We start from the raw sequence: 14,463 nt of genomic DNA, 5'->3' as shown, positions 1-14,463 counted from the left end.
CAGAGCAGGCGCGGGCGGCGTAGTCCCAACACAACGCAGCCGACCGCGCCTGCGGACCACACAAAAAGCGCTTGCTCAGCGTGACGGTATCTCATGGCGTGCCCGCCGCGATCCAGGCCCGCGCCTCGGCCAGATGGTGGTCCTTGTACCAGGCGGCGATCTCGCGCCCCGTCGCCAGCCAGACCTTGTCGTGGGAGGTGACGTGGCGCAGCACCTCGTCCAGTGCGGCGATGCGATGCGGCTGGCCGGTGAGGTAGGGGTGCAGCGGCATGCACATGACCGTGCCGCTCTCGGCCCCTTCCTCGTAAAGCTGGTCGAACTGCGCCTTGCAGATGGCGGCGTAGCGATCGGGCGGCGTGTTGCGCAGGTTGAACAGCGGCACGTCGTTCACCTCCAGCGAATAGGGGATGCTGACGAGGCTGCCCGTGCGGGTATTCACCGGCGTCGGCTGGTCGTCATGCGTCATGTCGAGGGTGTAGAGGATGCCTTCCTCGGCCAGCACATGCTGCGTGGTCTCGTCATTGGAGATCGCGGGGGTCAGCCAGCCGTCGAGGCTCTGGCCGCTGGCGCGCAGGATGACCTCGCGATTCTCCTGGATCACGGCGCGCTGCATGTCCTCCGACATGTCGTAGAAATAGCGCGTGTTGTAGGTGCCGTGGCTGAACAACTCCCAGCCGAGTTCGCAGCAGCGCTCGATGATCTCGGGGTAGTGGTCGCAGACCGCGACGTTCAGCGAGACGCTGCCGCGCACCCCGTGGCGTGCCATGACATCGGCCATGCGCCAGAAGCCGGCGCGGTTGCCGTAGTCGCGCCAGGAATAATTCAGCACATCCGGGGCCGGCCGTGGCCAGGGCGCGCGGCGTGGGTTGGGCGGCGGGGTCAGCTCGTAATGCTCGATGTTCGGGGCAAGCCAGAAGGCCACGCGCGCCCCCCCGGGCCAGGCAAGGCGCGGGCGCCGGCGCCAGGGCATGTAGTCGTAATGGCCGGGTTCGCTCAGCATCGCGGGATCATCCTTCCATTTGGGGGATGGCGTCCAATACCTCGGCGACCGGCAGCACATCGGCGTATTTGACGGCCATGTCGTAGAGGTTGGCGAAATGCGGGCTCTCGTGCCGGTCGGCGACGCATTCCTCCGGCACGATCATCCGGTAGCCGCAGGACAGCCCATCCACCACCGTCGCGCGCACGCAGCCGGAGGTGGAGCCGCCCGTCACCACCACCGTGTCGATCTGGTGGAAGGTGAGCAGCGAACGAACATTGGTCTCGAAGAAGGCCGAGGCCATGCGCTTGTTGATGAGGATGTCGCTCTCCGCGCGAACCACGCGCGGATCGAGCATGCCGCGCGGCGAGCCTTCCTTGATGTTCTGCAAACTGTCCGGCGTGTCGCTGCGCGTGCCCCAGATGCCGCAATCCTCGCCCGAGGGCAGGTAGGCGACATAGGTCCAGACCACCGGCCAGGACCGCGCGCGGAACGCCATGGCCAGGGCGTTCATATGCGCGATCTGGTGGGGATCGGTCTCATACGCCGTCACATAGGTCTCGGGCTGGGTATAGGCGCATTGCACGTCGATGTTCACCAGCGCCGCGCGCCGGCCGAAGCCGAAGCGGCGGCGGGTGGGTGCTGCTTTCAGCGCGGCATAAAGCTGCCGCGCTGTCAGGGCTTGCTCGATCACGACGCGAGGAACTCGTTCCACTTCTCGGTGTAGTAGGGCAGGTTCGTCGGCCGCGTGTTCCAGACATAGATCCTGGCCGCGCGTTCCTCGAACGACCCGCCATCACGGCCGACGCCGCCGTACAGGCTGTCCTGCAGATCCTGCGCCATGTACTTCTTGTAGGTGTCGGCGGTGGAGTAATAGCCGATCTTGCCCTGTTCGGCGCCCGCGAAGCCTTCGAGCCAGAAATTCAGATATTCATAGGCAAGATCGAGATTCTTGCATTCGGCCGAGATCGCGTAGCCGTTGCACCAGGCGCGGTAGCCTTCCTTCGCCACCGCGTAGCGCATGGGGATGCCCTTGGAGGCGACCTCGAGCACCACCGGCCACCAGGCATCGGCGATCCAGACCTCCTCGGAGGCCATGAGGTTCACGAGTTCGCCATAGGAGCGCCAGAAGGCGCGGAAATGGCCTTCCTTCTTCTTCTCCTTGAGGAAATCGGTGACGGTGTCGACTTCGGAATTGGTCAGATTGGTCGGATCGGCCGGGTTGAGCAGGCCGAGCGCCTTCATCCCGATCGCGGCATCGAGCATGCCGAGCCAGTCGATGGCATAGAGCGCGACCTTGCCGCGCCAGCGCGGGTTGAACAGCTCGCCCCAGGACAGTTCGTTGTTCTCGGCCTGGATGTGGCGGGAGTTGTAGCCGATGGAATCCATCTGGAAGAAGGCGGGGGAGATGGCGACCTTGGACTTCGCGGCATCCAGCCACATGGTGGTGCCGGGATTGGCGCCGAACCCCATGGGTGCGGTCGGCGTCGCCCGGCCTTCCTGGAATAGCATGTGCTGGTGCGACCAGTTGGGCAGCCGGCTGAGGTCGATCGGCTGGGTCAGCCCCTCGCCGATGCCATATTGGGAGAAGGGCGCGTCGGTGGTGATGACGTCCACCGCGGCCGCACGCACGCGATCCATGCGCGCCTGGGTGGAGGGGTTCATCCAGGGCCGCACGCGCGAATTGCTGACGCGCATGAACTCGCGAAGGATGGGCTCCCGCAGGTCATAGGAGGCGCCGGCCAACTGCAACTCGCGCGCCTGCGCGGCTGCCGGACGGATCAGCGGGGCGGCCAGGCCGGCAGCGGTGCCGACCAGCACGCCGCGTCGGGAAAGGATGCTCATGGCATGTCTCCTGTTGTCTCGGTTGAGGGGATGGTCACGCCGGCCGCCCGCGCAGCGCACGGGCGCGCAGCCAGAAGCCGATGCTGCAAAGGGCGATGACGATGAGCGACATCGCGGTGGTGACGGAGCCGATGGCGTAGAGCTCCGGCGTAAGCTGCCGGTCGAGCTGCGCCATCACGGCGAGCGGCAGCGTGCCGTCGCTGCCGGCGGTGAACAGCGTGCGCGCATACTCATCATAGGACAGCGAGAAGCCGAACAGCGCCGTGCCGATGACGCCCGGCAGGATGATCGGCCAGGTGATCCGGCGGAAGGCGATCACCCGCGTGGCACCCAAGGTCAGCGCCGCTTCCTCCAGCTTCGGGTCGAAGCGGTTGAACACGGCGAGCATGGTGAGGAAGCCGAAGGGCAGCGCCCAGCTGACATGGACGACATAGGCGGTGGTGTTCCAGCTGCCCTCGATGCCGAGCAGACGCGTCAGGATCGCGAAGCCGAAGCCGACCAGGATGCCCGGCGCCATCAGTCCGAGCAGCAGCAGATAGAAATACAGCCCATTGCCGCGGAACCGCCCGCGCATCGCCTGCGCCGCGCAGACCGAGAGCACCACCGTCGTCGCCGAACAGGCCAGCGCCAGCAGGAAGGAGCGCAGCATCGGCGGCTTGAAATCATCGAAGAGATCGGCCTCCCACAGGTTGCGATACCAGTGCAGCGAGACGCCGTTCATCGGGAAGGTGGTGCCGCCGGTCTCACCCGCGAAGGACAGGGTGAACATGGTGAACATCGGCGCCCACTGGAACAGCAGGAACCCAATGGTGACGGTGCCGAGCACCCATCCGGTCAGGCGCGAGCGCGTCTTCCAATGCATCGCCGTCAGCTCCCGAGCTTGCGGATATCGACGACGCGCAGCGCCACCGTGACGCCCACAAGCATCAGGATCATGAGCAGCACGGAGACCACGGCCGTGGAGCGGATCTGCGAGCCCTCGTAGAACAGCAGGATGAGGTTGCCGAGGAAGGCGAGCTTGTTGCCGCCGACGGTGGTGACGGTGATGAAATCCGCCAGCACATTGAGGAAGACGAGCACCTGCCCGATCACGATGCCCGGCAGGGTCAGCGGCAGGATGATGCGCCAGAACACGATGATGGGCGGCGCCTTCAGCGTCATCGCCGCTTCCCGCAGCGCCAGCGGGATGCTGCTCAGCATATAGACCACGGGCCCGCTCGCCAGCAGCGTGTAGAGCGAGACCTGCGCCATCGAGATGCCGAGGCGCGAATAGAGGAACGCCTGGATCGGCCGCTCGATGAGGCCGAGGCTGATGAGCAACTGGTTCAGCAGCCCGTTGACGCCGAGGAACGGCACGAAGGCGATCGCGCGGATCAGCGTGCTGGTCCAGAACGGGATGACGAAGGCGAGGAACAAGGCGATGCGCCAGCCCGGGCTCGTCACCTTCACCGTCAGGAAATAGGCGATGCAGTAGCCCAGCACCCCGGTGATCGCCATGATCATCGCGGCCTGGCCGATGGTGTCGAGGATGAGCCAGCGGTAGCTCTCGTTCGCCAGGAAGCGGGCATAATTGTCGAAGGTGATCGGGTTGTTGGGCGACACGCCCTGCCCACCCCAGAGCGACACCCAGACGATCAGCAGCACCGGCAGCACCACCGCCAGGACCATCCACAGCCCTGCCGGCAGCGCGAGCCAGAAGGCGGCGGGCGAGCCTGCGCGGATCGTGCTCATGCAGGCGTGGCCCGGTGCAGCACGCCATTCTCCGCCGCCCAGCCGAGCGTGATCTGCTCGCCCTCGCGGATGCTCTGCGGCAGGGCGCCGAACTGGTCGTATTTCACCACCGCCCCGCCGGCACCTTCCAGCACATGGCGGCGGAAGGCGCCGAAATACTCGACGGTGATGCAGCGCAGCGCGATGCGGTTGGGCACGGACTCGTCGGGCCGTTCGATCAGCCGTTCCGCGCGTACGGAGAAGCTCAGCGGGCTGCCCGGCGCCGGCGTGGCAAGGTCGAGCAGCGGCACGCCGAAGGCGCCGAGCGGGGTCTCGACCTCCAGAACCCCGCCCTGCGCGCGGCCGGCCTTGCCGTGGAAGACGTTGTTGCCCTGGATGAAGCCGGCGACGAAGGGGGTGCGGGGGCGCGACAGGATGTCCTGCGGCGGCCCCTGCTGCTCGATCTTCGCATGGTTCATGACCACGACGAGATCGCCCAGGGAAAACGCCTCGTTCTGGTCATGCGTGACCCAGATGAAGCTGATGCCGGTGCGGCGTTGCAGCGACTTCAACTCCAGCATCACCGTCTCGCGCAGCGAGTAGTCCAGCGCGCCGATCGGCTCGTCCAGCAGCAGGATGCGCGGCTCGGTGATCATGGCCCGCGCCAGGGCCACGCGCTGCTTCTGGCCGCCCGACAATTGCCCGGGGCGGCGTTCGGCCAGTTGCGTGATCTCGAAGGAGGCGAGCACCTCGGCCACGCGCTTGGCGATCTCGGCCTTCGGCTTCTTCAGCATCTCCAGCCCGAAGCCGACCTGCCTGGCGACGCTCATATGGGGGAACAGCGCGAAATCCTGGAACATCATGGCGATGTCGCGCTTCCAGGGCGGATCGCCGGTCACCTCGCGCCCGCCGATCAGGATGCCGCCCTGGTCCGGCTCCTCCAGCCCCGCGACGCAGCGCAAGGTCGTGGTCTTGCCGCAGCCGGAGGGGCCGAGCAGGCAGACGAACTGCCCGGGCTCCACCTTCAGCGAGACGTCATCGACCGCGGTGAAGCTGCCGTAGCGCTTGCGGATGTTGCGTAGCTCGAGGTCGAGCTGCCTGATGACCGGCGGTGCCGCCAAGGCTCAGGCGGCCTGGTGCTGGGGCTGGCGGCACTTCATCAGCGGCTGGATGCGGGTGCCGAACTGCTCCATGCCGATGAGGAAGTCATCGAAGGTCAGCATCACGCCGGAGAGCCCCGGGATGGCCGCCAACTCGTCCATATGCTTGGCCACCGTCTCGTAGGAGCCGATCAGCCGCAGCATGTTCGTCGGCACCCGGTCGGAGGTGACCATGCGCCCGACGGTGGAATGCGCCTCGGCCTTCACATCCGCCGCAGCCTGGGAATCCCGCCAGCCCAGCGCCTCAAGGTCGGTGCCTTCGACGTAATGCTCCCATTTCTTCATCGCCGCCTCATCGGTCTCATCGGCGATGATCATCATCAGCAGCATGGCCTCGCAGGAGGCGCCCGCCGCCGTATTGGCCGCGATCAGACGCTCGGTATGGGCCGTGACCTTGGAGACATCGTTGATGCCACCCGCGCTGATGAAGTTGTAGTCGGCGTATTCGGCGGCGAAGCGCATGCCGCGGTTCGACTGCCCGGCGGAGATCACATCGATCTTGGTGGAGGGCGTCGGCGCCATCCGGCAATCCGTCATCTTGTAGAAATCGCCCTTGAAGTCGGAGTGGCCGGTGGCCCAGAGGTCCTTCATCACCTGGACGTATTCGGAACAGATCTCGTAGCGATGCGCGAAGTGTTCCTCGCCCGGCCAGATCCCCATCTGTTCATATTCGGCCTTCTGCCAGCCGGAGACGATGTTCACGCCGAAGCGGCCGTGGCTGATGCTGTCGATGGTGCTGGCCATCCGCGCGATGAGCGCGGGCGGCACCGTCAGCACTGCGACCGAGGCAAACAGCTTGATCTTGGTGGTGACCGCCGCGAGGCCGGCCATCAGGGTGAAGCTTTCCATGTTGTAGTCCCAGTATTCACTGGGGCCGCCAAACCCGCGCAGCTTGATCATCGACAAGGCAAATTCGAAGCCGAATTTCTCGGCCTTCAGCGTGACTTCCTTGTTCAGGTCAAAGCTTGGCTTGTATTGCGGGGATGTGCTTGAGATCAGCCATCCATTGTTACCAATCGGCAGGAAGACCCCGATTTTCATGGCACTACTCCAGTATATTTTCGTATCCTGGGCAGGCTATCGACAAGGCGGCGGCGCTCGCAACGCAACTCGGGGCGTCGGCGCGCAAAAATGCTGCAACGCGGCGGGGGGCAGCCGAAGGATTGGGCGAAATACCGGCGACTGCGTAAAAGGCAGGCGATGGCCCTGGGTCATGCCCCGGGCCATCGCTGGTGTCAGCGGATCGGCGGCGCGTACATCAGCCCGCCCTTGTTCCACAGCGCATTGAGGCCGCGCGGCAGTTGGCTCGGGCTGTTGGGGCCGACGTTGCGTTCGTAGATCTCGCCGTAATTGCCCACCGCGCGGATCGCATTATAGGCCCAGCGCCGGTCCAGCCCCATCACCGGGCCATGATCGCCCGCGACGCCGAGCAAGCGGCGGATGGAGGGGTTCTCGCTTTGCAGCATCGCCTCGGCATTGGCCTGGGTCACGCCCAGCTCCTCCGCCTCGATCAGCGCGAAGACGGTCCAGCGCACGATGTCGAACCACTGGTCGTCACCATGCCGCACCGCGGGCGCCAGCGGCTCCTTGCTGATGACATCGGGCAGGATGATGTGCTCCTGCGGCTGTTGCAGCGTGGTGCGGACGCCGGTGAGCTGGCTGATGTCGGTGGTGAAGGCGTCGCAACGGCCATTGCCATAGGCCAGATGCGTCTCGGTGTTGTTCTCGAACACCAGCGGATGGATCGGGATGTTGTTGGTGCGCGACCAGTCGGCGAGGTTCAGCTCGCTGGTGCTGCCCGCGGTCACGCAGATGGTCGCATTGCCAAGCTCGGCGGCGCGGGTCACGCCGGTGCTGCGCCGGACCAGGAAGCCCTGGCCGTCGTAGAAATTCACCGCCGTGAAGTTGAGCCCATTCGCCGTGTCGCGCCCATGGGTCCAGGTGGTGCTGCGCGAGAGCACGTCGATCTGGCCCGATTGCAGCGCCGGCAGGCGCGTCGTGGAGGTGAGGATGGTCCAGCGCACCTTCTGCGCATCGCCCAGCACGGCGGCGGCGATGGCGCGGCAGGTATCGGCATCCAACCCGCTATAGACGCCGCGGCTGTCCATCATCCCGAGCCCGGGCGAACCCGGGTGTGCGCCGCAATCCAGCATGCCCTTGGCGCGAACGGCGGAGAGCGTGGGCCCGGCGGCGACCTGGGCCAGGGCAGGCGCCGCGGACAAAAGCCCGAACGACGCCGCGAGGGCGAGGGCTGCGTTGCGCATGTTTTTTTCTTCTCCCGTGTGGCCGCGAACGGCCTCAGCCGGGCGCGGTGCGCAATCGTGTCATCCACTGGCCGGTGAACGCCAGCCCCAGCATGATGATGACCACGCCAAGCCGCGCATCATCCGGCACCACATGCCCGAAGGCCCCGAACAGCCCGGCCGCGCCGACGAGCAGGCGCAGGGGCCAGCCGAGCGGCCGCAGCAGGAAGCCCGCCCAGGCCGAGGTGATCAGGGTCAGCGCCGCCACCTGCGTCGCCGTCGCGGCGAAGATCGTCCAGGCGCTGCCCTGGAACATGATCGCCGGGTCGTAGATGAAGGCGAAGCCGATGGTGAAGCCGGCGATGCCGAAGCGCGTCGCATGCAGGCTGCTGATTGTCGGCCCGGATTTGGCGATCGCGCTGGCCGCGAAGGCCGCCGCCGCCACCGGGGGCGTCGCATCGGCCAGTACCGCGAAATAGAAGATGAAGAGATGCGCCGCGAGCATCGGGATGCCCATCTCGATCAGCTGCGGCACGCCGATCGCCGCGGCGATGATATAGGAGGGCGTGGTCGGAATCCCCATGCCCAGCACCAGCACCGTCGCCGCCAGCAGGATCAGCAGCAGCGGCAGGGACCCGCCCGCCAGCCCCTTGATGATGCCGCCGAAGGCCACGACCATTCCGGTCGCCGTCAGGCAGGAGACGACGATGCCCGCCCCCGCGATGGTGACCGCCAGCGGCGCCATGGTCAGCCCGGCATTGATCAGCGCGGCCAGGATCTGGCGCGGTCCCATCCGGCTCCGCCGCCGCAGGAAGGCGACGGCGACCATCGCCATGCAGGCCCAGAAGGCGGCGTAATTGCCCGACCAGCGCGCGCCCATCAGCCAGACCAGCACGCCGATCGGAATGAGCAGATGGGCATCGGCCAGCACCTCGCGCCAGGGCGGCACTTCCTCGCGGGTCATCGGGCGCAGGCCGAGCTTCTTGGCCTCGAAATGCACCGCCGCCAGGATGGCGAAATAATACAGCACGCCGCCGATCGCCGCGGCGACGACGATCTCCGAATAGGGGATGTTGGTGATCTCGGCCATCACGAAGGCCGCGGCCCCCATCACCGGCGGCATCAGCGCGCCGCCGACCGAGGCCGCGGCCTCAATGCCCGCGGCGACGGCCGGGGCGTAGCCGATGCGGATCATCAGCGGGATCGTCATCGCCCCGGTGGTGATGACGTTGGAGACGGAAGACCCGCTCATCGTCCCGAACAGGCCGGAGGTGACCACCGCCACCTTGGCCGGCCCGCCGGAAAAGCGCCCGGCCGCGGCGGCGCCGAGGTTGGTGAACAGCCGCCCCGTGCCGGAAGCCTGCAGGAAGGAGCCGAACAGGATGAAGACCGCGATGGTGGTCGCGACGATCCCCGTCAGCGGCCCATAGACGCCGCCCGCCGTTGGCACCAGCCAGGCGCTTTCCACGATCTCCGACCATGTGAAGACGCGGGTGTTCAGCACCCCCGGCAGCCAGGGCCCGAGGAGCATGTAGAGCAGGGAGGCGATGATCATGCAGGCCAGGCCCGGCTCGACCGCGCGCCGCGTCGCCTCCAGCAGCGTCACGATCGTGGTGATGCCGAGCAGCATGTAGAACGGGCCGAAGGGATCGACATATTCCATGCGGTCCGAGACCACGTCCCAGTTCCACATCACCCAGGCATGCGGCAGCCCCGAGGCGACCGCCCAGGCCCAGTCGAGCAGGGTCGGCCGGTCCATCCGCGAGGTCTTCAAGGCCGGCCATAGCAGGAAGCAGACCGGCACGAAGGCGAGCAGGTGAAACCCGCGCATCCCGATTGGCTCGGGGAAGCCGAAGCCCCCGAAATAGAGGTGGACGCCGGCCACTGCCGCCAACCACCCGTAGACAAGCAGGCGCAACGGCCCAGAAAGTTCCCGCATCAGAGAAGAGGCCGCTCGCCCGCCACCGGCATCAGGCCAGCGCGCCGGCGGCGCGGAACGCCGCGGCCGCACCCGGATGCAGCGGCACGCCGGTATAGGCCGCCGCGGCCTTGGGGTCGAAGGCCGCCATGCTCGCGTGGATCGCGGTCATGCGCGCGCCCTTGGCGCCGATCAGGGTCTTGGCGATGGCCTGGACCGTCGCATCCGGGATGCTGGAATTGACCAGCACGACGCTGTCCATGGCGGTCAGCTTCAGCGGCACGGTCTGCAGCGCGGGGTAGACGCCGACCGGCAGGTCGGACTGCGCATAGGAATAGCGCTCCGACAGATGGTTGCGGATATCGTCCGGGAAAGCGACGAGCTGGCCCGCGCGGCGGCCCTGGGCGATTTCTATCAGCATCGCGGCCGGGCGGGCCAAGGCGACATAGACGTAATCCACCTGGCCATCGACGAAGGCCGAGGTGAGGTCGGCATAGGAGCCGTTGAGGTAGCGCCCGCCGCCGCTGCGGATCGCATCCGGGCTGCTGCCGATGAACTTCAGGATGCGCTGCAACGTCATCTCATCGGTGCTGGAGCGCTGCGGCACGCCGATCTTCAGCCCCGGCTGCAACAGGATCTCGCGCATCGTGGTCGGGCCGCCATCGGCCTTGCGCAGCAGGTAATGGTCGGTCGGGGAATAGCCGGTGCCGAGGCTGCGCAGCTTGTCGTGCACGAAGGTGTAGGGTTCCTCGCCCTTCACCGCATTGGCGGCGAAGGCATCGATGCCCCAGCCGATCTGGCTCTGGCCATTGTTGATGCGGGTCGCATTGGCCAGCCCGCCGCCGGGGACGACGCGGATGCGGATCTCGGGGTTTTCTTCCTGGATGATGGTCGCGAGGCCGGCGGCCATGGTGTACCAGCCGCCACCGAGCGAGCCCGCCACCCATTCCAGCGTCTGTTCCGCCGCGGCGGCGGTGCGGATGAAGGGCACGGCAAGTGCGGTGCCGGCGATCAGCGCGCGGCGGGATGTCAGAATGGTCATCGGGAGCCCCCTTCGGTTCGATGCGGGACCTTGGACCAGCGCCGCGCGTGTTCGCAAGCCGGGATTCGTCGCCTTTTCCGTGCCTCCGGCCACCGCACCGCCTGTTTTGGTGCCACTTGCGCCGCAGATGCCCGTGGCGCCGCCTCTCCCCGGTTGACCGGCGGCGGCCCTGGCGGCAAGCCTGAGGCTCGGCCGATCCCGGGCCGCGGAGTGCTGCACGAACCCATGGCTGTTCCCCTCGATGCGCCACGCGCCGCCTTTTTCGACCGGCCGCGGGCCTTGGCTCCTGGGCTGCTGGCCGCCTTCGCCATCGCCGCCGTCTCCATCGCGCTGCGCCGGGCCTCTGGCCTCGCCGCGCTGAACCCGGTGGTGGTCGCCCTGGTCATCGGCATCGCGATTCGTGCGGGGCTCGGCGAGCGGAAGGTGCTGAAGCCGGGCATCGCCTATGCGGTGCGGCCGGTGCTGCGGGCGGCGATCGTGCTGCTCGGGCTCCAGGTCACGCTGACCGAATTGGTGGCGCTCGGGCCGGGAGCCCTGTTGCTCGCCGTGGTGGTGGTGGCCGCGACCCTGCCCTTCACCGTCTGGCTCGGCGCGCGGATGGGGGTGGACCGCACGCTGGCGGTGCTGATCGGCACCGGGACCGCGATCTGCGGCGCCTCGGCGATCGTCGCCGCCAACCAGGTGACGCGCGGCAAGGAAGAGGACGTCGCCTATTCGCTCGCCGTCATCACGCTCTGCGGCACCGCCGCGATGCTGATCTGGCCCTTGCTTGCGGCACCGCTCGGGCTGTCCCCGCTCGGCTACGGGCTCTGGTCCGGAGCCAGCATCCATGAGGTCGTGCAGGCCGTGGGCGCGGCCGCCGCCGGCGGGGTCGAGGCCGCGCAATCCGGCACGGTGATGAAGCTCGCCCGCGTCTTCCTCCTCGCACCCGCGGTGCTGGTGCTGGGCTGGTGGGCCGCGGGGCGCGGGGCAGCGGCGGGGGAGGCCAAGGTCGCCACCCCCTGGTTCGCCTTCGGCTTCCTTGCCCTGGTGGTGGTCGGCTCCTTCGGGGTGCTGCCGCCGGAGGCCCGGGAAGCCTCCCGCGCCGTGGTGCCCTGGATGCTGGCGGCGAGCGTCGCGGCCCTCGGCCTCTCCACCGATCTGCGCGCGCTGCGGGCGCGGGGGGCTGCACCCTTGCTGCTCGGCGTGCTCGCCTCGGTGTTCATCGCGACGCTGGCCTGGGCCGGCGTGAAGCTGATCGGGGTATGAGCATGGGCACCACGCATCCGCTGACGGTGGCGCTCGGCGCCCGGCACTACCGGGTCGAGCGCCCCTTTGGGCTGTTGCCGGCCGAGGCGGGGCTGGTTTCCGACGTCGCCTGCCTGCCGGATGGGCGGGTGCTGGTGCTGTTGCGGGGCGATCCCTGCATCGCCGCCTGCGACCCCGCCGTGGCCGATATCGGCGATGGCGTCGGCTGGGGCGGGGAGGTCGTGGCCGATGGCCATATGATGGCGCTGGCGCCGGATGGCCGGGTCTGGGTGGTGGACCGGGACGCGCATCAGATCATCGCCTTCTCCGCCGAGGGCATGGAACTGGCCCGGCTCGGCACGCGGCACCGCGCCAATGCGCCGTTCAACGCGCCCTGCGACATCGGCTTCGGCGCGGATGGCACGATCTATGTGGCGGATGGCTATGGTGCCTCCCGCGTCCATGTCTTCGGCCCTGACCTCACGCCGCGCGGCGGATGGGGCGAGCCGGGGCAGGGGCCGGGGCAGTTCAGCACCCCGCATTCGGTCGCCGTGCTGCCCGATGGCCGCGTCGCCATCGCGGATCGCGAGAATGACCGGGTGCAGGTCTTCACCCCCGATGGGCGGCATCTGCTCTCGATCGGGGATGTCTATCGGCCGATGTCGCTGAGCGTGGATGCGGATGGCAATCTGCTGGTGACGGACCAGGTGCCGAGGCTGTCGCTGTTTGCCCCGGATGGGCGGCTGCTGGCGCGCTGCCGGCCGGTGCTGAACGGGGCGCATGGCATGGCGCTGGGCGCCGATGGCTCGATCTACCTCTCCGAGATGAGCCCGGGCCGGATCACCCGGCTCGCGCCCATCCCGGGCTGAAGCGAAGGGGGCGCTGCCGCCCCCTTCATCGGTTCAGGCGTAACGACGATCGGTCACGACCATGGCCGGCCGCACCCCGCTGCCGGCGCCGATCAGCGCCGCCAGCGCGCCGAGCAACAGGCTCGCCACGATCCAATAGGCGGTGATGGCCGTGGCCGCCGCTGCCGTGTCCGCCGCGCGACGGGCGGCTTCCTCGGCCTCCTGCGCCTGGCGCCGCGCCTCGGCCTGATAGGCCTGGATGCGCTGGGCGGCCTCGGCCTCGGGGATACCGGCTTCGGCGGCGACCAGCGCCGTCATCCGGCTGCGGTCCTCAAGCGCGATATCGCCCGAGGCGATGCTCTTGCCGATCAGCCCGGTGACTTCCGCCAGGCGCTGGTCGGAGGTCATCTGGGCGGGGTCGGAGGCGGTGGTCAGGGCGAGGCGGGCGCGTTCGATCAGCGCCTCGGGATCGACGGCCGAGGTGGCGGAGGCAACGGCCGTGCCAACGCCGCTGGCGGCACCGGACAGCACCGAGGCGCCGGCCGACAGCCCACCCGACACCGCGCCGCCGAGCAGCACGCCGGAGACCAGGAAAGCGGTCGCCCAGACGCCGAGCCCGTGCAGGATCGCATCCATCCGGTCCACGGTGCCCGACAGCCGCGCCGCGACACAGGCGCCGGCGGCCACGCCGAGCAGGTTGGAGACGAGCATCCAGCCCCCGGCGGTGAGGCTCAGCGTCATCGCCGAGGGGGTGTCGCGCGCGACGGCATCGACGGTGCTCGCGCCGATCGCGACGCCCAGAATGTTGAGCATGGCGCCGACGGTGATGGCGACCAGGGTGCCGGCGAGAATGGCCCCCCAGGACACGCGGGAGGGCAGGATCGCCACGGGAGACGCGGGCTCCGTGGCGTAGAGTGGGGCGCTGGGGGCGGTCTGCATGGGAATGGCCTTTTCCTTCGTTTTTGCGCGCCTCTCCCCGCTGCCAACACGGCGGGGAGAGGTGGCTGATTGCGCAAACACGAGGGGCCGGGCGCGAGTTGCTCGCCCCGCGCGGGCGGCATCATTCGGCTGTGAACTGTGGCTTCGGCGCCTAGCATTACAGTTGTGTCTACATGGCGATGCCAGCCATGCCAGGGGCGGGTGGAATTGACCCCGAGCACGTCCCCCTTGCCCGCGCGGCGTAAAGCCATCTCCACAGCGCCGACCCCATAGACGCTGTCGGCCGCGAGCCCCAGGCGAAGGGCACGGCTGCCGCGATCGCTCGTTCGATCATGCCGACAGCAAGTCCGGGCCTGGTGGCGAAGCCCGTGGCCTCCGGCACATGGGCTGCCGCCATCCGCGCGCGGTCGTCCGTCCGGGCCTTGGGCAGTACAGCGCATGGTCGATGAAGGCATGGCCGTGCGGCGAGACGAGGGCCACGAACACGCCAATCTGGCAATTGGTGACCCTGACGGGACTTTCAAAATTCGAGTTGAGCAATAGGCCCGAGTA

13 protein-coding genes and 1 pseudogene are annotated in these 14,463 nt (G+C 68.1%); 2 read left to right on the top strand and 12 right to left on the bottom strand.

Annotation, left to right across the window (positions count from 1 at the left end):
* Nucleotides 1-91 precede the first annotated feature (91 nt).
* The 10 genes from C8P66_RS05420 to C8P66_RS05375 form a co-directional block, all read right to left on the bottom strand.
* Nucleotides 92-1,000 carry a polysaccharide deacetylase family protein gene (locus C8P66_RS05420; protein WP_111397124.1) on the bottom strand — a complete coding sequence of 303 codons (909 nt, stop codon included), beginning with the start codon at nt 998-1,000 and terminating at the stop codon, nt 92-94.
* A gap of 7 nt (nt 1,001-1,007) precedes the next feature.
* Nucleotides 1,008-1,673: an isochorismatase family protein gene (locus C8P66_RS05415; protein ID WP_245903234.1), complete on the bottom strand. Its 666-nt coding sequence runs from the start codon at nt 1,671-1,673 to the stop codon at nt 1,008-1,010.
* On the bottom strand, nt 1,670-2,824 hold the full coding sequence (locus C8P66_RS05410; protein WP_111397123.1) for an ABC transporter substrate-binding protein: 1,155 nt from the start codon (nt 2,822-2,824) through the stop codon (nt 1,670-1,672). The genes C8P66_RS05415 and C8P66_RS05410 overlap by 4 nt, the downstream gene beginning before the upstream one ends.
* Before the next feature lie 34 nt (nt 2,825-2,858).
* A complete protein-coding gene (locus C8P66_RS05405) occupies nt 2,859-3,686 on the bottom strand; it encodes an ABC transporter permease (RefSeq protein WP_111397122.1) in 828 nt (275 codons plus the stop codon).
* A gap of 5 nt (nt 3,687-3,691) precedes the next feature.
* On the bottom strand, nt 3,692-4,555 hold the full coding sequence (locus tag C8P66_RS05400) for an ABC transporter permease (RefSeq protein WP_111397121.1): 864 nt from the start codon (nt 4,553-4,555) through the stop codon (nt 3,692-3,694).
* Nucleotides 4,552-5,655 carry an ABC transporter ATP-binding protein gene (locus C8P66_RS05395; RefSeq protein ID WP_111397120.1) on the bottom strand — a complete coding sequence of 368 codons (1,104 nt, stop codon included), beginning with the start codon at nt 5,653-5,655 and terminating at the stop codon, nt 4,552-4,554. Before C8P66_RS05395 ends, C8P66_RS05400 begins: the two co-directional genes overlap by 4 nt.
* A 3-nt stretch (nt 5,656-5,658) precedes the next feature.
* Nucleotides 5,659-6,735 carry a pyrimidine utilization protein A gene (gene rutA, locus C8P66_RS05390; RefSeq protein WP_111397119.1) on the bottom strand — a complete coding sequence of 359 codons (1,077 nt, stop codon included), beginning with the start codon at nt 6,733-6,735 and terminating at the stop codon, nt 5,659-5,661.
* Nucleotides 6,736-6,929: 194 nt separating this feature from the next.
* Entirely contained in the window at nt 6,930-7,958 is a 1,029-nt protein-coding gene (locus tag C8P66_RS05385; RefSeq protein ID WP_111397118.1) for an amino acid ABC transporter substrate-binding protein, read from the bottom strand.
* Nucleotides 7,959-7,992: 34 nt separating this feature from the next.
* Nucleotides 7,993-9,822 (bottom strand): TRAP transporter permease, encoded by a 1,830-nt coding sequence (locus C8P66_RS05380; RefSeq protein WP_158537103.1) that lies wholly within the window; start codon nt 9,820-9,822, stop codon nt 7,993-7,995.
* An 85-nt stretch (nt 9,823-9,907) separates the two neighbouring features.
* Nucleotides 9,908-10,897: a TAXI family TRAP transporter solute-binding subunit gene (locus C8P66_RS05375; protein WP_111397116.1), complete on the bottom strand. Its 990-nt coding sequence runs from the start codon at nt 10,895-10,897 to the stop codon at nt 9,908-9,910.
* A 225-nt stretch (nt 10,898-11,122) separates the two neighbouring features.
* On the opposite strand from C8P66_RS05375, the gene C8P66_RS05370 reads away from it, so the two are divergent.
* Nucleotides 11,123-12,145 carry a YeiH family protein gene (locus C8P66_RS05370; RefSeq protein WP_111397115.1) on the top strand — a complete coding sequence of 341 codons (1,023 nt, stop codon included), beginning with the start codon at nt 11,123-11,125 and terminating at the stop codon, nt 12,143-12,145.
* A complete protein-coding gene (locus C8P66_RS05365) occupies nt 12,142-12,993 on the top strand; it encodes an NHL repeat-containing protein (RefSeq protein WP_245903232.1) in 852 nt (283 codons plus the stop codon). Before C8P66_RS05370 ends, C8P66_RS05365 begins: the two co-directional genes overlap by 4 nt.
* Before the next feature lie 33 nt (nt 12,994-13,026).
* On the opposite strand, the gene C8P66_RS05360 is transcribed toward C8P66_RS05365, so the two are convergent.
* Both C8P66_RS05360 and C8P66_RS05355 read right to left on the bottom strand, forming a co-directional pair.
* Nucleotides 13,027-13,911, bottom strand: a complete 885-nt coding sequence (locus tag C8P66_RS05360) for a hypothetical protein (RefSeq protein WP_111397113.1) — start codon at nt 13,909-13,911, stop codon at nt 13,027-13,029.
* Between the two features lie 182 nt (nt 13,912-14,093).
* A pseudogene (locus C8P66_RS05355) lies at nt 14,094-14,421 on the bottom strand (transposase); the annotation flags it as partial.
* Nucleotides 14,422-14,463: the final 42 nt, after the last annotated feature.

Source organism: Humitalea rosea (genome assembly GCF_003253705.1).
Classification (GTDB): domain Bacteria; phylum Pseudomonadota; class Alphaproteobacteria; order Acetobacterales; family Acetobacteraceae; genus Humitalea; species Humitalea rosea.
The sequence above is the reverse complement of the archived record's forward strand: the minus strand, read 5'-3'. Positions and strand labels throughout refer to the sequence as shown.

What these genes read in the sequence shown, in the direction of transcription:
- C8P66_RS05420 (WP_111397124.1), bottom strand. Translation starts at nt 1,000, where the DNA reads ATGCTGAGCGAACCCGGCCATTACGACTACATGCCCTGGCGCCGGCGC.
- C8P66_RS05410 (WP_111397123.1), bottom strand. Translation starts at nt 2,824, where the DNA reads ATGAGCATCCTTTCCCGACGCGGCGTGCTGGTCGGCACCGCTGCCGGC.
- C8P66_RS05405 (WP_111397122.1), bottom strand. Translation starts at nt 3,686, where the DNA reads ATGCATTGGAAGACGCGCTCGCGCCTGACCGGATGGGTGCTCGGCACC.
- C8P66_RS05400 (WP_111397121.1), bottom strand. Translation starts at nt 4,555, where the DNA reads ATGAGCACGATCCGCGCAGGCTCGCCCGCCGCCTTCTGGCTCGCGCTG.
- rutA (WP_111397119.1), bottom strand. Translation starts at nt 6,735, where the DNA reads ATGAAAATCGGGGTCTTCCTGCCGATTGGTAACAATGGATGGCTGATC.
- C8P66_RS05385 (WP_111397118.1), bottom strand. Translation starts at nt 7,958, where the DNA reads ATGCGCAACGCAGCCCTCGCCCTCGCGGCGTCGTTCGGGCTTTTGTCC.
- C8P66_RS05375 (WP_111397116.1), bottom strand. Translation starts at nt 10,897, where the DNA reads ATGACCATTCTGACATCCCGCCGCGCGCTGATCGCCGGCACCGCACTT.
- C8P66_RS05370 (WP_111397115.1), top strand. Translation starts at nt 11,123, where the DNA reads ATGGCTGTTCCCCTCGATGCGCCACGCGCCGCCTTTTTCGACCGGCCG.
- C8P66_RS05365 (WP_245903232.1), top strand. Translation starts at nt 12,142, where the DNA reads ATGAGCATGGGCACCACGCATCCGCTGACGGTGGCGCTCGGCGCCCGG.
- C8P66_RS05360 (WP_111397113.1), bottom strand. Translation starts at nt 13,911, where the DNA reads ATGCAGACCGCCCCCAGCGCCCCACTCTACGCCACGGAGCCCGCGTCT.